This window comes from Mucilaginibacter lacusdianchii, from assembly GCF_009770985.1.
Taxonomy (GTDB): domain Bacteria; phylum Bacteroidota; class Bacteroidia; order Sphingobacteriales; family Sphingobacteriaceae; genus Mucilaginibacter; species Mucilaginibacter lacusdianchii.
In genome coordinates, this window is record NZ_WSRW01000002.1 from 1,521,663 (window position 1) to 1,543,143 (window position 21,481).

At 39.5% G+C, this 21,481-nt stretch carries 18 protein-coding genes and 1 tRNA gene; 13 read left to right on the plus strand and 6 right to left on the minus strand.

Annotated elements, in window-relative coordinates:
- Window positions 1–22: 22 nt before the first annotated feature.
- The 3 genes from GPM24_RS13575 to GPM24_RS13585 all read right to left on the minus strand — a co-directional run bounded on the left by GPM24_RS13575 (window position 23) and on the right by GPM24_RS13585 (window position 3,285).
- The gene (locus GPM24_RS13575; protein WP_158827272.1) at window positions 23–1,228 is read right to left on the minus strand and encodes a bifunctional 3,4-dihydroxy-2-butanone-4-phosphate synthase/GTP cyclohydrolase II; all 1,206 of its coding nucleotides are present in this window, start codon (window positions 1,226–1,228) and stop codon (window positions 23–25) included.
- A 119-nt stretch (window positions 1,229–1,347) separates the two neighbouring features.
- Complete coding sequence (locus GPM24_RS13580) at window positions 1,348–2,781, minus strand: LptF/LptG family permease (protein WP_158827273.1); 1,434 nt, start codon at window positions 2,779–2,781, stop codon at window positions 1,348–1,350.
- A 123-nt stretch (window positions 2,782–2,904) separates the two neighbouring features.
- Window positions 2,905–3,285, minus strand: a complete 381-nt coding sequence (locus tag GPM24_RS13585; RefSeq protein WP_158827274.1) for an START-like domain-containing protein — start codon at window positions 3,283–3,285, stop codon at window positions 2,905–2,907.
- 107 nt (window positions 3,286–3,392) lie between these two features.
- Between GPM24_RS13585 and GPM24_RS13590 the strand changes: the two genes are divergently transcribed.
- Window positions 3,393–3,466: transfer RNA gene (locus tag GPM24_RS13590), tRNA-Met, on the plus strand.
- 707 nt (window positions 3,467–4,173) lie between these two features.
- On the opposite strand, the gene GPM24_RS13595 is transcribed toward GPM24_RS13590, so the two are convergent.
- Entirely contained in the window at window positions 4,174–4,908 is a 735-nt protein-coding gene (locus GPM24_RS13595; protein ID WP_233268829.1) for a DUF3667 domain-containing protein, read from the minus strand.
- 784 nt (window positions 4,909–5,692) lie between these two features.
- On the opposite strand from GPM24_RS13595, the gene GPM24_RS13600 reads away from it, so the two are divergent.
- From GPM24_RS13600 to GPM24_RS13610, 3 genes are all read left to right on the plus strand, one after another.
- Window positions 5,693–6,250, plus strand: coding sequence for a TetR/AcrR family transcriptional regulator (locus GPM24_RS13600; RefSeq protein ID WP_158827275.1), 558 nt, complete (start codon window positions 5,693–5,695; stop codon window positions 6,248–6,250).
- A 29-nt stretch (window positions 6,251–6,279) separates the two neighbouring features.
- Window positions 6,280–7,161 carry an alpha/beta fold hydrolase gene (locus GPM24_RS13605; RefSeq protein WP_158827276.1) on the plus strand — a complete coding sequence of 294 codons (882 nt, stop codon included), beginning with the start codon at window positions 6,280–6,282 and terminating at the stop codon, window positions 7,159–7,161.
- A 602-nt stretch (window positions 7,162–7,763) separates the two neighbouring features.
- Window positions 7,764–8,573 carry a hypothetical protein gene (locus tag GPM24_RS13610; protein ID WP_158827277.1) on the plus strand — a complete coding sequence of 270 codons (810 nt, stop codon included), beginning with the start codon at window positions 7,764–7,766 and terminating at the stop codon, window positions 8,571–8,573.
- Between the two features lie 293 nt (window positions 8,574–8,866).
- Here GPM24_RS13610 and GPM24_RS13615 read toward each other — a convergent pair whose 3' ends face one another.
- Window positions 8,867–10,366, minus strand: a complete 1,500-nt coding sequence (locus tag GPM24_RS13615; RefSeq protein WP_158827278.1) for a hypothetical protein — start codon at window positions 10,364–10,366, stop codon at window positions 8,867–8,869.
- Window positions 10,367–10,497: 131 nt separating this feature from the next.
- Between GPM24_RS13615 and yiaA the strand changes: the two genes are divergently transcribed.
- The 9 genes from yiaA (at window position 10,498) to GPM24_RS13660 (ending at window position 19,952) form a co-directional block, all read left to right on the plus strand.
- A complete protein-coding gene (gene yiaA / locus GPM24_RS13620; RefSeq protein WP_158827279.1) occupies window positions 10,498–10,965 on the plus strand; it encodes an inner membrane protein YiaA in 468 nt (155 codons plus the stop codon).
- A 397-nt stretch (window positions 10,966–11,362) separates the two neighbouring features.
- A complete protein-coding gene (locus tag GPM24_RS13625) occupies window positions 11,363–12,706 on the plus strand; it encodes a serine hydrolase domain-containing protein (RefSeq protein WP_158827280.1) in 1,344 nt (447 codons plus the stop codon).
- Window positions 12,707–12,831: 125 nt separating this feature from the next.
- A complete protein-coding gene (locus GPM24_RS13630) occupies window positions 12,832–13,944 on the plus strand; it encodes an acyltransferase family protein (RefSeq protein ID WP_158827281.1) in 1,113 nt (370 codons plus the stop codon).
- Between the two features lie 103 nt (window positions 13,945–14,047).
- Window positions 14,048–15,019, plus strand: a complete 972-nt coding sequence (locus GPM24_RS13635) for an aldo/keto reductase (protein WP_158827282.1) — start codon at window positions 14,048–14,050, stop codon at window positions 15,017–15,019.
- A 39-nt stretch (window positions 15,020–15,058) separates the two neighbouring features.
- The gene (locus GPM24_RS13640; protein WP_158827283.1) at window positions 15,059–15,874 is read left to right on the plus strand and encodes a helix-turn-helix domain-containing protein; all 816 of its coding nucleotides are present in this window, start codon (window positions 15,059–15,061) and stop codon (window positions 15,872–15,874) included.
- Window positions 15,875–16,090: 216 nt separating this feature from the next.
- Complete coding sequence (locus tag GPM24_RS13645) at window positions 16,091–16,675, plus strand: hypothetical protein (protein ID WP_158827284.1); 585 nt, start codon at window positions 16,091–16,093, stop codon at window positions 16,673–16,675.
- Window positions 16,676–16,814: 139 nt separating this feature from the next.
- Window positions 16,815–17,633 carry a helix-turn-helix domain-containing protein gene (locus GPM24_RS13650; protein ID WP_158827285.1) on the plus strand — a complete coding sequence of 273 codons (819 nt, stop codon included), beginning with the start codon at window positions 16,815–16,817 and terminating at the stop codon, window positions 17,631–17,633.
- Between the two features lie 49 nt (window positions 17,634–17,682).
- The gene (locus GPM24_RS13655) at window positions 17,683–18,816 is read left to right on the plus strand and encodes an FAD-dependent oxidoreductase (protein ID WP_158827286.1); all 1,134 of its coding nucleotides are present in this window, start codon (window positions 17,683–17,685) and stop codon (window positions 18,814–18,816) included.
- 17 nt (window positions 18,817–18,833) lie between these two features.
- Window positions 18,834–19,952, plus strand: coding sequence for an FAD-dependent monooxygenase (locus tag GPM24_RS13660; RefSeq protein ID WP_158827287.1), 1,119 nt, complete (start codon window positions 18,834–18,836; stop codon window positions 19,950–19,952).
- Window positions 19,953–20,304: 352 nt separating this feature from the next.
- On the opposite strand, the gene GPM24_RS13665 is transcribed toward GPM24_RS13660, so the two are convergent.
- On the minus strand, window positions 20,305–21,165 hold the full coding sequence (locus tag GPM24_RS13665) for a hypothetical protein (RefSeq protein ID WP_158827288.1): 861 nt from the start codon (window positions 21,163–21,165) through the stop codon (window positions 20,305–20,307).
- Window positions 21,166–21,481 lie beyond the last annotated feature (316 nt).

Sequence of the window (21,481 nt, forward strand, 5' to 3'; positions counted from 1 at the left end):
TATCAAACGGTACACACAACGCTTAGTGATTTCTCAAAATAGCATGATCCATTTTATCGCGCTTGGTACGCAGGTAACTTTCATTGTGTGGATTTGGTGCAATTTCAATAGGCACGGTTTCGGTAACTTCTACCCCATAACCAATAAGACCAGCCCGCTTTTTAGGATTATTGCTCAGCAGGCTCATTTTTGATATGCCCAAGTCGCGTATAATCTGGGCACCGATACCATAATCACGCTGATCCATTTTAAAACCCAAACTGATGTTGGCTTCTACGGTATCCATGCCGCTTTCCTGCAATTGGTAAGCTTTCAGCTTGTTGATTAAGCCAATACCTCTGCCCTCTTGGTTCATGTAAATAATAACGCCTTTACCAGCTTCACTAACCATTTGCATAGCCTTATGCAACTGCGGGCCGCAATCGCAACGGCATGACCCAAAAATATCGCCCGTTACACATGAACTGTGTACACGCACCAATACCGATTCATCGGGCTCCCAGGTGCCTTTTACCAAAGCCAGGTGATGTTCGCCTGTATTTTTTTGAGTGTAGGCTATCATATCAAAATCGCCCCACTCGGTTGGCATTTTTACCGTTACCTCACGATCAATTAAACTTTCAGTATTCAGGCGGTAAGCAATCAGATCTTTGATAGAAATGAGTTTCAGGTTATGCTCGCGTGCAATTTCTACCAAATCGGGCAGGCGGGCCATTTCACCGTCTTCTTTCATTACCTCGCAAATTACGCCGGCTGGTTCAAAACCTGCCATCACCGGCAAATCTATAGCCGCCTCGGTATGACCGGCTCTGCGCAAAACGCCACCATCTTTGGCAATCAACGGAAATACGTGACCTGGCCGGCCTAAATCAGCAGGGCGTGTGGCCGGATCAATTAAAGCTAAAGTAGTTTTAGAACGGTCGGACGCTGATATACCTGTGGTACAACCGTGGCCCAATAAATCAATGGAAACCGTAAAGGCGGTTTCTAATGTGGCGGTGTTGTGGTTAACCATAGGGTCCAATTCCAGCTCGCGAGCCCGTTGGCGCGTAATAGGTGTGCATATCAAACCGCGACCGTAACGTGCCATAAAATTTATGGCCTCGGGTGTGGCATAACGTGCAGCAATTAAAAAGTCCCCTTCATTTTCGCGGTCATCGTCATCAACAACAATAATCATCTGACCGGCTTTAATGGCTTCAATAGCCTCGGGTATAGTGTTTAGCATAGTTGCAAAATTGTAATAGCCAAGCCTTAACCCACAATTGGATTTAGGTGAACAGCTTGAACACAAAGTTATACGATAACTGGCTTAAACAAGTCGGCTATATGTAAAATCAATGAAGCTTATGGCTTGATAGTGGTTTTACGAAAACGAGCCAGCTTTTGAAAATAACGTTTGTAAGCTTCGGTATCAAACAATACAGAATCGGTTGCTGCTTTGTATGATAAGAACAACCCTATTGGTGTTAATACCGCTATAGATATCCACATGCCTACAATGGGCGACAAACCGCCTTCTTTAACCGATTTTTCGCCGATGGTACCAATGATGTAATAGATCAAGAAAAATATTACCGCCACTACAACCGGTAACCCAAGTCCCCCTTTACGAATGATAGCCCCTAGAGGTGCGCCTATCAGGAATAAAGCTAAACACGCGGCCGAAAGGGTAAACTTTTTTTGATATTCGATAGAATATCTGCGTATGTCTTTAGATGACTCCTTGTAATCGTCTATCATGCCCTTGAGCATGCCTTTTACATTTTCGGCCTCACGTTGCGCATTTTGTACAATCATCTGCTTTTCATCAGGCCGCATACCGGCCAAAATATCCGCTTTGGCTGGCTTGGGGTTTTTCACCGCCGCCGATTTGTGTGGCACAGTAAAATACCGCAACTGGCCGGATATTGTCAAATAGTTATTATTTAACCGCTTGTTGAGTGCCCGGATGCTGGAATCCTGATATATATTGAGTAGCTTCAAATTCATCATTTGAATACTGGAACGCCACTCGCTTTCAGATGTCCGCTTCATCTTAAAACCTTCCAAGCTAAATTTTTGCTCTGTAGAATCAAAGCGAAAACGGGTAAACCGCTGCCTTGTATTATAAGCCGGTTCGCCCGGTGACTCTTCATAGCGAATCCCCTTCTTTAGCTTTAACACTAAGTACAGATCGCCAGGTGTACGATACATTACACCGTCTTCCGCAAAGGTTACATTGTTGGTGTTATTATTGGGATTACGCTCATAAATCATTACCCCATGCAAGGTTTGGCCATCTGGGTCTTTATGCTTAACGCGTATAGAATAGTTGGTAAAACTGTTGTTAAAAACGCCCTCCGAGATCAAAAAAGATGTTTTTTGCTGACGCACATCATACAGCAGCGAGTAGTACTTGTAATTAACTACCGGCAGCATGTAATCAGAAAATATAAAGGCGCTAATGCTTAACAGGGTTACGATAATAACCATTGGGTACATGGCACGGGTTAAGGATATGCCGGCCGATTTGATAGCCACCAGTTCGTAGTTTTCGCCAAGGTTACCGTACGTCATGATAGAAGACAGCAATACCGATAGCGGCAAAGCCATAGATACGTTGGTGGCAGATGCATATAGCATGAGCTGCAAAATGATATACCACTCAAACCCCTTTCCAATCAAATCATCAATGTATTTGAACAGAAATAGCATCAGCAGTACAAACATTACGATAAAAAACGTAACGATGAACGGCCGGATAAATGATTTGAGTATGAGCAGGTGTATCTTCTTCACAAAGCAAAATTACAGATTTTACCTTACCCAATTGCTAAACCATGAGTAACGGCTATGCAGCTAAACGGATATCAGGGTTGAATTAGTATAAGAAAAGAAGGCAAAATGACTTTAAGTCAGCAGTTAAGCGCCTAACACACTAATCAGGTAATCAACAGAATTGTCCCAAATTTGCTTACGCTCGGATATAATATCTTCGGTGGCAAAGTCGGTAATGCTTAAAGCCACATCGTTGGTTAGTTCGTCTTGCACAATTTCCATTTCAAAGTAGCATTGCGGATCATCATCCAACCATTTGAAACGCACTAGCTTATTTTCCTTCATCAATAAAAGCTTGGCTTTCTGTTCTTCATCGTCCCAGGTAAAAGTATACACCTGATCACGTACATTTACTTTATCTGCAAACCACTGCGTCAGTCCGTTCGACTCGCTTAAAAAGCTATATAAAATACGAGGAGAGGACTTAATTTCGTACTCCAGATGAAATTTTTTCTTTTCGGACATATAAGGTTTACAGGGGGTTATGCTGCTTTTGCAGTAAATGTTAAACATTTTTTCTAAAGAAAGGTAATTTCTGCTATATTTGCAAACCTTTTTAAGGGAAACCACCCGGCGGGGTAGCTCAGATGGTTAGAGCGTAGGATTCATAACCCTAAGGTCGGCAGTTCGATCCTGCTCCCCGCTACTAATTTAAAACAGCCTTGAGTCGAAAGATTTGAGGCTTTTTTTATTTTGGGTATAACATTCATCCGCTTTTCAATAGAATCCTCTTTTGAATAGTCAAATCCATTGATTAGCTTTGGTTTAGCTATAAACCTGTAATTGAATGGAAGTTATCCGTTTTAAGGAATCTGCTTTTACGCTCTCGTTAAAAAACTCGTTCAGCGTATCAAAGAACAGCACAGTATCGAAGAAGATAAGTGGCTTACGCCTGAGCAAACGATGAAGCTGCTTAACATCACCAGCAAAACTACCATGCTTAAACTTCGTGATGAAGGGAAAATAAAATGGGTGAATTTTTTATCATCGTTATTATAGGTTGTTTTATTCCTTTTGTGAGGAAAATCTATCCTTGTTAAGCCAGCCTATTCGTTTTGAAACTTCTGTTTCTTTTATTACGCTGCTCTATGTCTGTTTTAAACGCCCTGCCTCGCTCACTGTCAGGCGACAATCTTTTCAAAAGCTCCGCAATTTCGGATGAGTACTTGTTTATACCGAAGCCTAAATTGAAGCAGTAGATGTATTCTTATGAATGTGCCTACTGGACCAACATGAACCACGCGGCGAATTCCCAAAATTGCCGGAGAAGGATCTGTTGGAAGTAAACTGATATAAAAGCACAAAGCCTCACCACATGGTAAGACTTTGCCGCAAATGGTAATATGACTTGGTTTAGTGTTTAATGATTAAATCAATGGTAATGCCTAAAATCAAGATGACGATGCTAAACGTAAGCATTCCTAATAGGTAAGCGGCAAAAGCCTTTAAGTAACGCCCTATCTTTTTGCCACTGTTAAAAAAATCACCTATGGCCCAGGCGGAGTAAGCCAGGCTGATGACCGCTGAGAAAGCCATAGTTTTATAAGTCGTTATTCCCTCGATAACCGCAAATACCGAGAATATCAGCATACCCATGCCCATTACAAAACATAGCAATATCAATATTTCAAAAAAGTTATACTTACTCTTTTTAAAAAACAGGGTTAGCCATAGTGCTATAAATATACCCATAAGTATATTGGCGTATCCATAATGGCTTTGTACCCACGCATTAATGGAGCTGGTAGCCAAGTTATTCTTATCACGCACAGTGATATACCCTTCTTCCAGATGAAAAAAATGACTGACAATCGTGTACAGTAATGATGACAGGATGATAAAAATAATAGGTTTAACCAGCCTGCTCCTGTTTTGAGTAACAAATGCGCGCACACTTTTGCCAGGACTTATCAATAACTCTTTAATGGTATAGAGTATTCCTTTTTCAAAGTGCAATACGTGCAATACTTCGTGCTGGATGTAATGCCCGTCTATACGGTTAAGTTTAGCCGGATGGCCGCATTGCGGGCAATAATTGTAAGCTATCTCGGTATTGCAGTGGCCGCAATTTATGGTTTCTACAAGCATAAGGTTATGAATAGTACTGCAAAAATTAAAAAAGGAATGCGCTTGCCAACTACACTTTAGTGTAGATTTGACATACCTATTCGCCAATCAACACTGACCGTAAAACCGTACTATTTACCCGCAACATAAAATATTTCAGGTAGCCAAGGCTAATCATCTGCAATAGCACGATTACCTGGAAACCATCAAAGCATATGCCCGCCTCACTTAAGAAAGTATATATGTAATTGATGATGAATAAATGGATTTTGAATACGTATCAGGCAATCCGCTGTTCTTTGAGCAGACATACGGCCGGGCAAATAATAGATTTAAGCTACGAATTCTACTTTAAAAATGTCCCCAAGCCTAATCTGTAAATGATGGATATCATTAACCAGGCTGGGTTTAATTTTATTGATAAGATCTCCCTTATCAATAAACGTTCGTTTTCTGATAAGGCACTTAGTGTATCAAATGCCCCCTGTTAGCTAGGGAAATTTGACTCAATAAGCGATAAAATTATAAAGAAAACGGTCATTTGTTTAACAATTGCTGTTTGTCTAAAGTAAAAGCTATTAACAATTTAAAAACTAGCAAATAACTGATTAATACTACACAAACACCGTTTCCCCCCTATCTGCTTACCACAATAGTGTTACCGTTAAAAGTTAATCAAAACGTTTTATCCATTACTGTTCACAGTTGTAATTTACAAAACCATGTCCCTATAACTCGTGTCCTTTGTTATTCTTACATTAATTAGTGTTAAAATACACTTTTATGTGAAAGTTTGTATATTTGTATGATGAAGGATAAAAGACAGGATATTATTGACGCAGCCATCATTGTATTGAATAGTGACTTTTCTGCCGGATTGGACTTGATTGCAGAAAGGGCCGGTGTTCATAAACGCACTTTGCACTTACATTTTAAAAGCCGTCAGGAACTGATTGATAGCTGTAAACAGGATATGATGATCACCTGTCAACAAGCCATGACGGATGCCTACGAAGCGTCAACTATACCCACAAAGCAATTGGAACTTATGCTTTATGCAGGGATTGACTGCGGAGCAAAATATGCTTTCCTAAATAAACTATATGGCAGGGGTGCTTATTCGCAGGTTGCTGATGAGGAAAAAAACGGGACGTTCGATACCATTAAACACCGATGGTTTAAAATCATTGAGCAGCTACAGCAAGAGCAAATCATTAATCATCAGCTTTCCATTGCCTGGATATATACACTTTTTGGTGGCATGATCACCAATACCATTGATGCCGCAACATCAGGCGATGTCGCCCCCAATGACATTAAATCTTTTGCGTGGTATTCCTTTAGCAGAAGTATCGGCTTATAACTAATAATTAAAATATCAATCAAATCATCATGATATCATCAACCGACGAACAATTAACCAGTCAGCTTTCTGGCTTTACCAACCAGTACATAGATGTTAACGGCACCACGCTTCATGTGGTAGAAGGTGGCCAAGGTGAACCATTATTGCTGTTGCCCGGATGGCCGCAAACGTGGTGGGCTTATCACAAGGTCATGCCAGCACTGGCGGCTCACTTTAAAGTGTTAGCGATAGATGTACGAGGTATGGGTAGTTCTGCAAAGCCGGAAAGCGGCTACGATAAAAAGAATATGGCACTGGACGTTTATGAACTTATTAAGCATTATAGCTTTGATCAGGTTAGCGTTGCCGGTCATGATATCAGTGCTACCATAGTTCATAGCTTGGCCGCACAATATCCACAAGCAATCAAAAAGGCAATTTTTATCGATACACCACCGATTGATGAGAATATTCACCGCCTGCCAATGCTGCCTCCATTTGGAAACACCGCTCCTATTTATCCATGGTGGCTAAGCTTTAACCAAGTAGAAGACTTACCTGAAAAATTACTGGAAGGCAGAAGCAGAATTTTACTTGATTACCTGTTTGACAACATGACGGCTGACAGAAGTAGCCTATCAGCTGCGGATCGTTTGGTATACAGCACCTGCTATGATCGGGCAGAAAGTATCCGCGCAGCAAATAAGTGGTACCAGGCATTTCCGCAGGATGTGGTTGATAGTAGATCTTATAGAAAGCTAACCATGCCTGTATTGGGTATAACCAGTCATGGAAACACCATGCTGGATCATGCTTTACCGATGATCGCTGAAAATTTCATCGTTCGCCAGATCACCGGTTCAGGGCATTTCATCATGGAAGAGAAACCGAATGAAGTAATTGAGGCGCTGAAAGATTTTCTGTTGTAAACCATTCATTGCTATTAATGCAACTAAAGGAAAATTTGTTAGAAAAGATGAGGGTGTAAGTAAACAAATTTCATATATGCTTTGAAATTACGCCAGAGCATATATGAGTTTTCCATTTAAAGGAAAATTTGATGGCTGCCTAACAGAATAAAAATAAACGTATTTTATTAGGAAGAACTGGTAGAATTGTTATCACTAAATCTTCCTTTTTAAATAAGATTAGGCTCTTACAATTCATTTTGCAGGAGCCTTTTTCGTTTTTAAAGCATTTTTAAAGACTTCAACAACAACTCCCTAATTTTAAGGCAATTCCATTCTACAAAAAAGTATTTTATGAAAGCATCAGTGACTCCATAGTAGAGTTGTGGTCTAAGCGTATCGCGTACTCTGCTTTGCATAAAACCTTCAACTGTTACGCATATAGTAAATAAAACAGATACTATAAGTAAGGCTGGCTATATCAATGCCGTACAGAAAGTAATTTCCACCCTATCTAATCTTATTATATTTGTAGGATAAAAGATTATTATATAAAAAGCATTAATTATAAGTTGTTTTGTATGTTGACCTACCAGAAATATCAAAACAACTAAATCAACCCAATGGAATCTATTGATTTTGCAATCAAAGAGTATGATTACCAACCGAAGTTCAGATACTCTATATGTACTCTTGTTACTGATATCAACGAGTATAATGAAATGTATACATCTTTTACTAAAGCTGGTTTTAGTAAAGAAATTTGCGAATTTCGCTACATTGACAACATTGGTTCCAATAATTTTGATGCTTATAAAGGTCTGAATCTGTTTTTACAAAATGCAAATGCGGAATTTATCATAATTTGTCATCAAGACATTTTATTGAATTTTGATAAAATAGAAGTTCTGGAGAAACGTATAGAAGAAATAACTGCTATAGATAAAAACTGGGCTATATTAAGTAACGCAGGAGGCATAGAAAACGACCTTTATCAAAGATATACTCTTAACGTAGCTTATCCTGATGGTAAATATGATAGGATAGGAAAGTTTCCGCAAAAAGTAGTAAGTGTTGATGAAAACTTCATTCTCGTGAAAAGATCAGCAAACTTAGCTTTGTCTTATAACCTTAAAGGTTTCCATTTTTATGGCACAGATTTGTGTTTGATAGCAGAGCTTTTAGGTTATAGTGCTTATGTGATTGATTTTAAAGTTACTCACAAAAGTTATGGCACGCCTAACGAGAGTTACTACAACATTTTACAAACACTTACTCAAAAGTACCGTCATTTTATGCGAAATAGGTATATAGTTACAACAATTGCAGATTTTTACTTATCAGCATCAAACCTCCAAACAACAATAGCCGAAACTAAACTTGGCAAAAAGGTATCAAGAAAGCTTGCGAAAATTAAGCATAAGAATAATTGAATTTCTATATAGGCAACAACTTCATTCATTGAGTGCTGCAAAAGCTTCAATTGCTACGCGCACCTACAATGGTATTGGTTTTAGCAGAACAATTAGATATAATTATCAACTAAAGCTGTCACACATTAAGAATTCTTATTCTGGATAATGATCTTATAGATGGTACAACTGATACAGGAATAGGCTAATAACCTTTTTACCCTCAAACCCTCTTCTTCATTTCTTTTGGTTGTCAGTGTGATAAGGCTCTTTCCAAATCCGTTTGCAGATATGCATTGGTTAAGTGCGATTGATTACGCAGACTCACCATTTTTTATAACCCCAATAACCACTTCATAAGCTGTCTTTTTTTCCCAACGCGCTATCAACCATGCAATGAAGCTTAGCGTGAAGATATCGTTATTTTCTGCCTTGTTCAGCAGGCTTAAGACAGACTTTTTATACGCCGCTTCAAAAATCACATCAGGCTTTAACAGGTGTTTTTCAACCAGTTTCAGAAACAACAGCACACGTTCCTCCGAAGTTTTCAGCAGATACTTTTTATATCGCCGCCGAAAGCTGTTGAGCCGTGACATGGCCAGTTCAATGTTGCCAAACTGTGCCTGAACTAAAACTTCCATCAGGTTTTTTCGAATAGTCCATAACATACCCATTTTCTTTTCATACCAAGCATCAGTGCGTGTTAATAAAGTAAACTGTTTCAAACTTTCCCGATCATTGCGCAAGGCTAAAAACATGGCGAGACATATTCGTATATCTTCAATATCTTCTGCCTTATAGGCATTTTTTGTAACAGAGAGCGATTCCCGTAATAATGCAATTGCATTTTCAGCAGAACCCATATAAAACTGATTAAGCGCAGAAAGCAGGTGATAACGTAGATAAAACAGGGTATAATAGCGATTATCTGTTAACATCAAATCCATCATCTCTTGAAGATAGGACGAACTTTTTGAAAACTCCCTTTGCCGCAGGTGAAAGTTTGCCAAAAAGTACAGAATGGATATATGGTAAAAAAGATAAGATTGTTTATGATTTGTCGGGTTCTGTATAAAGCTGTTGGTTCGGTTAATATAGCGCTCTATCAATCCATAATTTTGCTGTATGGCGGCGTATTCATTGGCAATAAAAAGAATCTGGTAAACAGATTTATAGGTCATCAGGTCTTGCACAGAAATCTTGTATTTCCGGATGGTAGCCATCATCAACCTTGTCAAATTAACTACCTTGCCTTCCAGATGTATCTCTTGCAGTTCCTTCCTCAAAAAAGCATAAGCCATATTGAGTTTAGCCTCGCGTTGCATGTGCAACTGGTTCTGTAAAAAGCGTACGGTCAAAGCTTCAAAATTATCTGCTCCCGGTAAGTGAGCATACTGCAGCTTCAACAGCAAAAGTTCATTCAGTATATTAAACTGTTCTAATTGATTAGCCAGCCGTTCGGCTTTATCCAAACATTTGAACGCTATCTTAGTCACATCATTTTCAAGCAAAAAACGCCCCGCAACCAGCAAGCGCAGTGCGTCGTAAGTATCAGAATGATTGCTTTCAAACGTTTTTTGCGATAAATATAACAGCAGGTTGTCCTGCAGTCTTTTACGCAATGCATGATAGGCATCTTTATTTATTTTTGATTGGTAAAGCTTATTTAAGCCAGCTATATCGTCAGTTTCTATCAAATCCAGTAACTGTAAGTTTTTCACATCATGCCTTTTATTCTTGCGTTGTAAAAACTGTTTAAAAAGCTTTTTATCATTGTTAGTAAGCAGACCAGCCAATTCTGAGAGTGAGTCCATAAGGATATAATAGTATATATAAAGATATAATAAAACAAAATATATCGTCAGTATTTCCACAAATCTGTGTTTTTTCGGCCTGCTATACTCTCCATATTTGCTTCCATATTAATCATTAGAACAAAACAAACATGGAACCGCTACAACACAAAACAGACGAAAACTTATCATTTGCAAAACACAGCGAAAATGCCAGAAATCCATTTAAACCTACTGCTGCATTTATTGGGGCATCTTGGTTTGCTTTATTAGCCGGAACAACAGGATATTGCATCGGCTTGTGGAATGCCGGCATGCAACTGAACGAAAAAGGATATTATTTCACTATTTTATTGTTTGGCTTATTTGCCGTGATATCTGTACAAAAAATTGTAAGGGACCGGGCCGAAGGACTTGCCGTTACAGACTTGTACTATGGCTTAAGCTGGTTTGCCACTATTTCAGCGATACTACTGTTAACAATTGGCCTTTGGAATGCAGATCTTGCCCGTAGCGAAAAAGGCTTTTATGCCATGGCCTTTTGCTTAAGCATGTTTTCGGCCATTGCTGTACAAAAGAACACCCGCGATGCCAAGCTGATTGGCGATAAAGAACTGTAACGTAGCGGTTGCTGCCTCGCAGTGCGTTGCTTAGCAAGCCTGCGGGGTTATTTTATACATTGCTGCTTTATTCAATAATATACCAGTTCGGTTTAAGCAGATCTTACATAGTGATGTAATCCATTACTATGTTGTGAATTATCTTAAATTACTTGTTGAATGATTTGAGAAATGCCCAGCAAAGAGCTACTAATAAATGAGAAAGCCTTAGGTCGAAAGATTTAAGGCTTTCTCATTTATTAGTAGCATATGAGTGTTTTAACCCTATTTAATGAAGCTTATTTTGAGCCGGTTCCTTAATTGGAAGCGGCGCTAGTGATTTATAAAGATGTATCTTAGAACCAAGATTTTATTTACGATTAGCAAAGCTTTTTAACCTAAACACCAGCAAGCTTTTATGAAAAGACACATAACAATCATTATTCTACTTTTATTAACCTGCCTTGCTGTTAAAGCACAAAACAACCACACTAAGTTTGACAATTTACTGAATGCATATGTTGCCGTCCATCAATTTAATGGATCTGCATTGATTATACAGGATGGTAAAAAAGTTTATGAAAAAAGTTTTGGATACCAAAATGCAGCCACAAAAAGTTTAATTACAAAAAACAGCGTCTTTCCGATCGGGTCATTAACAAAACCGTTTACTGCCCTAATTATTTTAAAACTTGCTGAAGAAAAAAAACTTTCTGTAAACGACCCTATCAGCAAATACATACCCGATTATCCTAGAGGAAACGAAATCATCATCAAACATTTACTTACTCATACCGCTGGCATTTACGAGTCATTCAGAAATCCAAAATACCGTGAACTACTAAATACTAAGCAGGCGTTTCGCCCGGAAGATAAGATTGCGTTTTTTAGAAATGAGCCACTTGATTTTGAGCCCGGCAGCAAATTTAGTTATTCAAACTCGGGGTATGATTTGCTAGGTAGCATTATTGAAAAGGTAACTAAACTGCCTTATCCAACAGCCGTTAACAGGTATATTTTTGATCCGTTAAAGATGAACAAAAGTGGGTTTTATTTTGAGGCATTAAGCGATACAAACAAAGTAACGGGTTACTCGTACATATCAGCTGCCAAACAAGTAGAAATTAAGTTTTGGAATCCAACCCTTACTTACGCATCGGGCGCTTTGTATAGCACCACAGGCGACCTGCTTAAACTTTATAATGGCTTAATCAACTTTAAAATTATTTCTAAACAAACATTTGATGCGGCAACTACCCCTTTTAAGGCTGGTTATGGATATGGCTGGTTTATAGATACCTTATACGGAGACAGAGTAATTGACCATGGCGGAAATGTGGCAGGTGCCACCAGCTATTTATTGATGATGCCCGAACGTAAAACCTGCATCATACTTTTAAATAATATAACCTCAACTGCTTTAGAAAAAATTGGAAATTCAATGTATGCCGTGTTGCAAAACAAACCCTACACCATTCCTAAACCCAAACAGGAAATTCAGTTGAACGAGCGCACACTGCTGAAATATATGGGCACCTACGAAGTATCAAAAAATTATAAGGTAGAAATATTAAAAGAAGCAGATGCATTATTTATGAAAATCAACAATGAAGATATAATAAAGCTATCTGCAGAACGTGAGGGTACTTTTTTTAGTGACGAGGACATGGTGCTCGAATTTATTGATAAGGATGATAAAATCATCGGCTTAAAAATAAAACAAGGTTTATCAACAAAAGTAGCCGATAAAATTGGGAGCTAAATGTGCCTGTAGCTTTACGCTTATCACCTTTATTTGAACTTGGCCAAACTATTAATTCTGGATAACTTGCGAAAACCGCAATCTTAGGCTGCTGCCTAAATAATTCAACATAATAAATATCATAAATGAATACCAGCAAACCCACACCAGCACTTCTGCAAACCAAACAGCACTTTGAAATTTTGGATGGGTTAAGGGGTATTGCTGCTCTGGCGGTGGTAACGTTTCATTTTATGGAGTGGGTTTATACCGACCCGAGCAATAACTTTATCGGACACGGTTTTTTGGCTGTCGACTTCTTTTTTTGCCTTTCGGGATTTGTAATTGGCTATGCTTATGACGACCGGTTAACGCAAATGGGCATTCTGGAATTTTTCAAATCGCGAATAATCAGGTTGCACCCCTTGGTTGTATTAGGATCCGTATTAGGCCTGCTGGCATTTTTGTTTGATCCGTTTGGCGGTCATCCAGAGTTGTACAGTACCGGTAAAATTATACTGGCGTTTTTTTGTTCGCTATTGATGATTCCCTATCCTGCAATAGCCGACCGTGGTTTTAATCTGTTTAGCTTTAATGCGCCTTCGTGGTCGTTGTTTTGGGAGTATGTGGCTAATATTGTTTACGCATTCATACTTTGTCGGATTGGCCGTCGCTACCTGCTTATATTAACTATCCTTTCGGCGGTGGCTATCTGTTGGGTAGCTTACCATTCGGGCAACTTGCTGGGCGGCTGGAGCGGCCCAACTTTTTGGGATGGCAGCGCCCGGATATCCTATTCCTTTTTAGCCGGATTGCTTATTTATCGCTCCAACTGGATCATTAAAAACAAATTAGGATTTATGGGCATAGCTGCATTATTGCTCCTGGCCTTTATTATGCCATCATCAAAATGGAACTGGTTATCTGAACCTCTGATAGTACTGCTTTATTTTCCTTTGCTGATTGCTTTGGGTGCAGGCTCTGCCTTAACATCTGGCTTAAAAAAAGTCTGCCTGTTTTTAGGAAATCTTTCTTACCCATTGTATATGACGCATTATGCCGTGCTATGGATGTTTGGCAATTATTACACCAGCCATAAGCCAGGCATCACGCAATTGGCTCTTATTATTATAGCCGGAGTAATTTTGTTGGCCGGAGCAGCATATTTGATAATGATAGCTTACGATATGCCTGTGAGGAAATATTTAAACAGCAAACGAAAAGAAAGGCTGGCTAAACAAAAAGCTGGCGAAATATAGCTGGTACCCCTATTCATCGAGCCATACAGACAAGTAATTTGAGCCGTACAGGAAATGGGCTAACCCAAACATTGCTGACCTTTGTATAAGTAAAAACAACTTTATGAAAACAGTAACAAAAATAAACCTAGGCAAAAGTGGTCCGCTTGTATCTAAACTTGGATTAGGCTGCATGCGCATGTCGTCTGTTTGGGGAGGCCCAACCAATGATGAAACTGAAAGCATCGCTACCATCCAGGCTGCTTTAGACAGTGGTATAAACTTTTTGAATACCGGCGACTTTTACGGAGCCGGTCACAACGAACTACTAGTAGGTAAAGCCATTAAAGGCCGCAGAGACGATGCTTTTATCAGTGTTAAATTTGGCGCCATCTTTTACAACGGACAATGGCTGGGTTTAGACCTGCGCCCCATAGCCATTAAAAACTTTATCAATTATTCATTAGTGCGCTTAGGTATCGATACCATTGATCTTTATCAGCCATGCAGATTAGATAACAGTGTTCCGGTAGAAGATGTGATTGGTACCGTAGCCGATTTGATCAAAGAAGGAAAAGTACGTCACCTTGGCGTTTCAGAAATTACGGCCGACCAACTACGCAAAGCCCATAGCGTTCATCCCGTAACAGCATTGGAGATTGGTTATTCTCTGGCCGATCGTCAGATTGAAAATGACCTATTACCTACCGCTAAAGAACTAGGTATCGGCGTGGTGGCTTTTGCCAATACTGCCGAAGGCCTGTTAACCGGCGATATGAAAGCGCCCTTGGCAGATGATGCCTATCAAAAACATTTCCCACGGTTTCAGGATGAAAACCTGGTTAAGAACCTGGAAAAAGTAGAGGTACTAAAACAGATGGCTCAAACTAAAGGCTACACACCAACACAGCTGGCCATTGCCTGGGTAAATACACGAGGCAATCATATCATGCCGCTGGTTAGCATGAGCCGCAGAACACGCCTGCCCGAAAACCTGCAGGCTATGCAGATCGAATTTACCGCCGACGAGATGAACACCTTAAACACAACGTTTGCGCAAGGTGCAATTTTGGGTGGCACTTATCTACAACGATAGCCATATATAAGCCCCGTTCGTTTTATATCTTTACCTTATATGACTAATCCAACTGAGATTATCCCCGGCGTTGTTTTTTTCTCCTACTACTCTGCGGCACGGAAAGAGAAAGTTTGTTTTTTAGAACATAACACACTGGTGATGCAGATCTCGGGCCGCTTTACCATGACTACAGCAAACCAAAGCATCTCGATGGAACGGGGCGAGATGCTGCTGATACAAAAAAACCAATTGGGCGAACTAACCAAAACACCACTGGATGGTGAGGCATACCAAACCATTGTTATCAGCCTGAAAGAAGACGTTTTAAGGAAGATTGCTTTAGAAGAACAAATAGAGGTAAACGGCAAATACACCGGTCAGCCCAATGTACTGATACCTGCAAACGATTTTTTGCGTGCTTTCTTTCAATCGGTGTTGCCTTACGTACATCATCCAAACGAGCAGCTTACCAATACCATGGGCATGCTCAAAGTAAAGGAGGCGGTACAACTGCTGTTGCATGCCAAACCCGAGCTTAAAGCATTATTGTTCGACTTTTCTGAGCCTTATAAAATGAATTTAGAAAAGTTTATGATTAGTAACTTTCATTACAACATACCGGTCGAGAAATTTGCCCGACTCACGGGCAGGAGTCTGGCCGGCTTTAAGCGCGACTTTCAAAAAATATTTGGCATGGCGCCGCGGCAATGGTTACAAGAAAAAAGACTGTCAGAAGCCCGGCATCTGATTGAAAAAAAGAACAAGAAACCCTCTGCCATTTATCTCGACTTAGGGTTTGAAAGCCTCTCCCACTTTTCACACTCCTTTAAAAAAAAGTTTGGCAAAGCGCCTACAGAGTGGTTGTTGCAATAATAGGAGATGTGATAAGTAGGCAGTTCATTACACATTAAGTATCAAAGAAAGCAGATTAGAATTTAGCCAATATCAAATATGATACTTTAGATTAACCTTGGAATCTTTGGTATAAAATTTCATTAAAAGCTTCTTGCTTATTATAAAGGCTATATATTTTGGCTAGATTTGATTTGGTATCTTAAACAATACCTTCAACTAAACCTTATTGGCAACATGGACGAGTTTTACCAGCGTAAACTTTTTCTTAAGAAAAAATACATTTTTAAAGAGAACGGAATAGACATTGAGTTTACTGATAGCGACGGTAACTTTTCACTTTTTATTCCTTTCGATAATATTGACACCCGTAATAGCATACGGATATTCTCCAGAACAAAGAAGAGTATTCTGCGTATTGGTTTTGGTCTCACACTTCTAACACTTTTTAAAGGTATCATCTCTATCGGAACAGACCAGCGGGCATTTTTTGCGGCGTTAGCTACAGCAGCTGTTATAGCAATTATATTTTACAGCTATTATCATTTCACCTATCTAAAATATTATGCCATCCCTCTAAAAACTGGTAAGCATTTTCAAGTGCTTTACAATACACCGTCTAAACGCGAAGTAGATGACTTCATAGAAGAAATCTATACAAAAAGAAAAAATTACTTACGCACCGAGTACTTCTTTATAGACTATGAAAACATTAGTAAAGATGAGTTAAAAAAAATGCATTGGTTGTTTAATGAAGACGTAATTAATAGAAGTGAATTAGAAGTTGCTATTGCCGAGATTAACGACAACAATAGTCAATAAGTAGTTCAATTAGTGTTACTCAAGTTCAATCTTTCATAAAATGAATTAGCGGTGGGCCAACATGTATTCCTAGTAAGCCTCGTAATTAACCAGGTACCACCTTCTTCTATATTCACTATAAACTACCTATCTTCCCCCGATGCAACATCATGAGCTTGAACCACCTGAAGTGTTACAGGATACCATAAAAAACTTTTGGTATACCAGTATCAGCTCCGAAGAACTGGCTCCAGGCTTTGAGATACTGCCCGATGGTTTTACCGAAATAGTTTTTATGTTTGGCAGCGCGTGTAGTATAGCTACCACCGAAGGCTTGCAGCCCTTGCCCTCTCCATCTTTGATGGGTCTGTTAGGTAAGCCTGTAATGTTGTATGCCCAAAACCACTTGGAAGTTATTGGTATCAAGTGCTTCCCGTGGACAGTATTTGATTTGCTCGGATTATCACCCAACACAAGCGGGGTACGCACTTTTGAGCACCCTATTGCCCAACTTCATTCTTTACTTGACGAATATGTACAGGCCGGTAAAATAACCGAAGCCCTAACTGAAGTAAAACAGTATTTTATTAACATAAGGCCAAAAATTGCTACCGACAGCACGCTGTTTAAAGCCGGCGCAGCCATGAGCAAAGCAAACGGCACATTACCTGTAAGCCAGGTAGCAGCGGCAGCCCATGCAACCGTACGTACGCTGGAAAGGAAGTTTAAGCAAGCTGCCGGACATACGGTTAAAGACGTATCAGGGCTAATGCGTTTTGAACAGGTCAGAAATCATTTGTGGTTCCAACCAGATGCTAATCTGGCCAGCTTAGCACAACAGCTAGGGTATACAGACCAAGCTCATTTAAGCCGGGAGTTTAAGCGCTACAGTGGCACCACGCCCGCAGCATTTGCCCGCAAAGCGAAAAGCGGAAAAGCAATAATCAGCAATGATTTTGTCGCGTTTGTACAAGCCTAAGGTAAAAGCATTTCAGAGTTTTGCATTACTAAGTTAATAATGCAAAATCATGTTACTCCAAAATAAGAAAGTTGCCATCATTGGTGCAGGACCAGTAGGCCTGACTATGGCTAAGCTACTACAGCAAGAAGGTGTAGAGGTAAACGTTTACGAACGGGATAAAGATTCACAAGCCCGGATTTGGGGCGGTACGCTCGACCTACACAAAAATTCTGGACAAAAAGCCTTAAAAAAGGCAGGCCTGCTAGACAGTTATTATGCCACGGCTATCCCCATGGGTATAACTTTTGCCAACGAGAAAGGCGATGTGCTGTCTATCCAAAAACATACTCCCGAAAACCAGTATGATAACCCAGAAATAAACCGGAACGATTTAAGAACCATATTACTGAATAGTTTAACCCGCCATACGGTGGTCTGGAATTGCAAGTGTACGGAATTTGAAAAACACAATGGGCAATGGCGGTTAATATTCGAAAACGGTCAAAATGCTACTGCCGACCTGATTATTGTAGCCAACGGAGGAATGTCTAAAGTAAGAAGTTTTGTTACAGATACCGAAGTTGAAGATACCGGCACTTTCATTATACAAGGAGATGTTTCTCAACCCGAAGTAAACTGCCCGGCGTTCTACGAGTTATGCAATGGTAACAGATTAATGACTGCCCATCAAGGCAATTTGCTAGTTGCCAATCCCTGCAACAACGGCATGTTAACCTATGGCATAATTTTTAAAACCCCTGACGAGTGGGTTCATGGTAGCCAATTAGATTTCCAAAATGCGAACAACATCCGTACGTTTTTATCTGAAAGACTTGCGCATTGGAACGAACGTTACCAACAATTAATTAACGCCACATCTCACTTTTGGGGGTTACCCACAAGAAAATTACCAATAGACAAAGCTTGGAAAACTAATCGCCTTTTGCCGATAACACTCATTGGAGATGCTGCACATTTAATGCCGCCTTTTGCTGGGCAAGGTGTAAATATTGGATTGTTAGATGCCATGATTTTATCTAATAACCTCATTAATGGGAACTTTGAAACTGTAGAAGCTGCTATTGCCGACTATGAAAAGCAAATGTTTGTATATGCTGCAGAAGCACAACTTGAGTCGGGCAAGAACGAGATAGATATGCGTCACCCTGATTTTTCTTTTCAGCAATTCATTCAATACTAATCAGCCTATATACATTTATGGAGTCATTAAAAGAAAAAAGAGTACTTATTTTAGGTGCGAGTTTTGCCGGACTTTCAACCGCCTGGTGGATGAACCGATTTGGTTATCAGGTAACTGTTGTTGAACTGGCAAGCGGCCTTAAACTGGGTGGAACCCCCGTTAACATACGCGGAAACACCGTAGACATCGTTAAGCGTATGGGAATTTTGGAACAAATCAAATCCAACACCATCAATATGGAGATGTGGGAGTTTAAAAACGCCGATGATGTTACAGAAGGCACTATGTTGCTAAAAAAAGAGGCAGAGTTGTTGGCGGATGAAGAATTTGAAATTGAACGAAATACATTGCTGCATATTTTATTTAAAACTGTAAAAAATGATACAGAATTTATTTTTGATAACAGCATCACAACGTTAATTGAAACAGAAGATGCCATACAGGCAACATTTAAAGATGGATTGCAACGTTCATTTGATTTAGTGTTTGGCTGCGATGGTATTCATTCGGTAGTCAGAAAACTTTGGTTTGGTGATGAAAGTAAATACACACATTTTTTGAACCAGTATTTCTCTATCACTATTGTTGATAAATTGTTGATTAAACCGAACACAGCTCAAATGTACAATGTGCCTAATAAGGCGGTAATGCTTAACGCGTACAACAATAAAACTGACATCATTCTTTGTTTCCGGTCGGAAGACGAAATTCCTTATGACTACCGCGATGAAGAACAACAAAGAAAGATAATTTTGGAAGCTTTTAAAGAGCAAGGCTGGAAAACACCGGAGTTATTAGATGAAGTGCAGCAATCAAAAACATTTTACTTCGATAAACTTTGCCAAATCAAAATGCCATCGTGGACAAAAGGAAGAGTGGCCCTGGTAGGCGATGCAGGTTACTGTGCGTCGCCTGCTGCGGGAATGGGTGGTTCGCTGGCTATAGACGGCGCTGCCGCCTTGGCTGATGCATTTCAAAAACATCATGAAAATTTCGAATCAGCTTTTCAGGATTATAACAAAAACTTTCGTCCCTTTATTGAAGACATTCAAGCCGAAGCCGTAAAATTTGGATTAGACTTTCTGGTACCTCAAACTGAAGACGCTATTCGCAAAAGAAACACAGAAGGGTTTTAATTATGCAATAATTTCCAACCTTTAAGATACATGAAATACTATTGTTAAAAACGTAACTGGCACTTACTTAATCACACCACATTAAACATTTTGCCAATACATACATTAGATTGTATGTACTGGCAAAATGTTCATTTACATTAAAGTTTTACTATGTCCGTCGCCGCTTATCATAACACGTCGACTTATATTTATAACCGTTTCTACTGCGCTTTAATACGTGTCCTGCAAAATAAATATCACCACGTTTAAAGAACACCCTACTAACGGATATCTTATATACTATTTTAGAGCTATTCAAGCCTTATCTTTTACTTATACAAAAAAGTAATTGGTTCGCACACCCCATACATCAATTGCTTAAAGCTGCAGTTGTAAGATTATTAATTTTCCATATGGCACTGCCGGCTACAGGAAAACTGACACCTTTTGTACTGCCCTTTAAACCATTGTCTTGCCCAAAATAATAGAGTGGATGACCTTTATAAACCAACTGGCTCTTGTCAAAAACGGTTATTACATCAAACTGAGTTTTGTCTAAAATAGAGGGAACACTCTGAATTGAGTTAACCGCGTACAAAGGCCAAATAGCGTCATGAGTAGGATCGTTATTGCTAAAGGTATTCTTTTTATACGTATCCCGGCTAAATAGATACAACGTTCGGCCATAAGGATCTGTGAGGTACTGAGAGTTTTCTTGACCTGCAACTCCCTGACTGTTGTATTGTGCACCGTCGTGCCCTATCAATTGGGCATACGCCACCATGACTGAGTAATCGGCCTTAGCAACAAACCAATTATTACCAACGCCATCCCCGCCTACATCGCCCGACGCTTTGTCATTTTGATAATAATACAGCGGCCATCCCTTATAGGTAGTTTGCTTTGTTCCATCTGTACGAGTAATCTCACCAAAATCAGATGAAGATAATCCTGTTCCAATAGCAGGATTGCTTTTATAGAACACTGGCCAAACCACAGCACAACCGTTATTACAGGTAGACGTAAGTCCGGCATCGTTTGAAAAGAAATACAAACTTCGCCCTGAATTGTCAGTTAATATCTTTCCGAATCTAGCATTGTCAGAAAGCTGCACACCATTAATTTCTAAAGGAGGATTCTCTGACGAGTCATCGTTACTTTTTTTGCAAGAAACGTTAAGTGCTAAGAATAAGATAAAACTTAGTCCCACGATAAAATACTTAGTCTTCATAGCGCAGATTGTTTATAGATAATTAAAGGATAAATAATTTATAAACATGACGAATGAAATTAAGTAACGGTTGCCTATGCTGCCTAATATTTTGAAGAACAATTAAGTGACTTAACTCCACATGAAGCGATACCGAGAACTCTGCATGGAAATAGAAATAACTGCTTAGCGTGCATATGCAATCTGTCAATAAATAGATGGTTTTCAGCATGAAACGGCAGCTATGCTAGGGCGCTTGCCGGTGGTAGGCATGATAGTGGAAAATCCTATTCATCCACCGACTTACGCTAAACGCAAAACCCCTCACTTGTGTTAA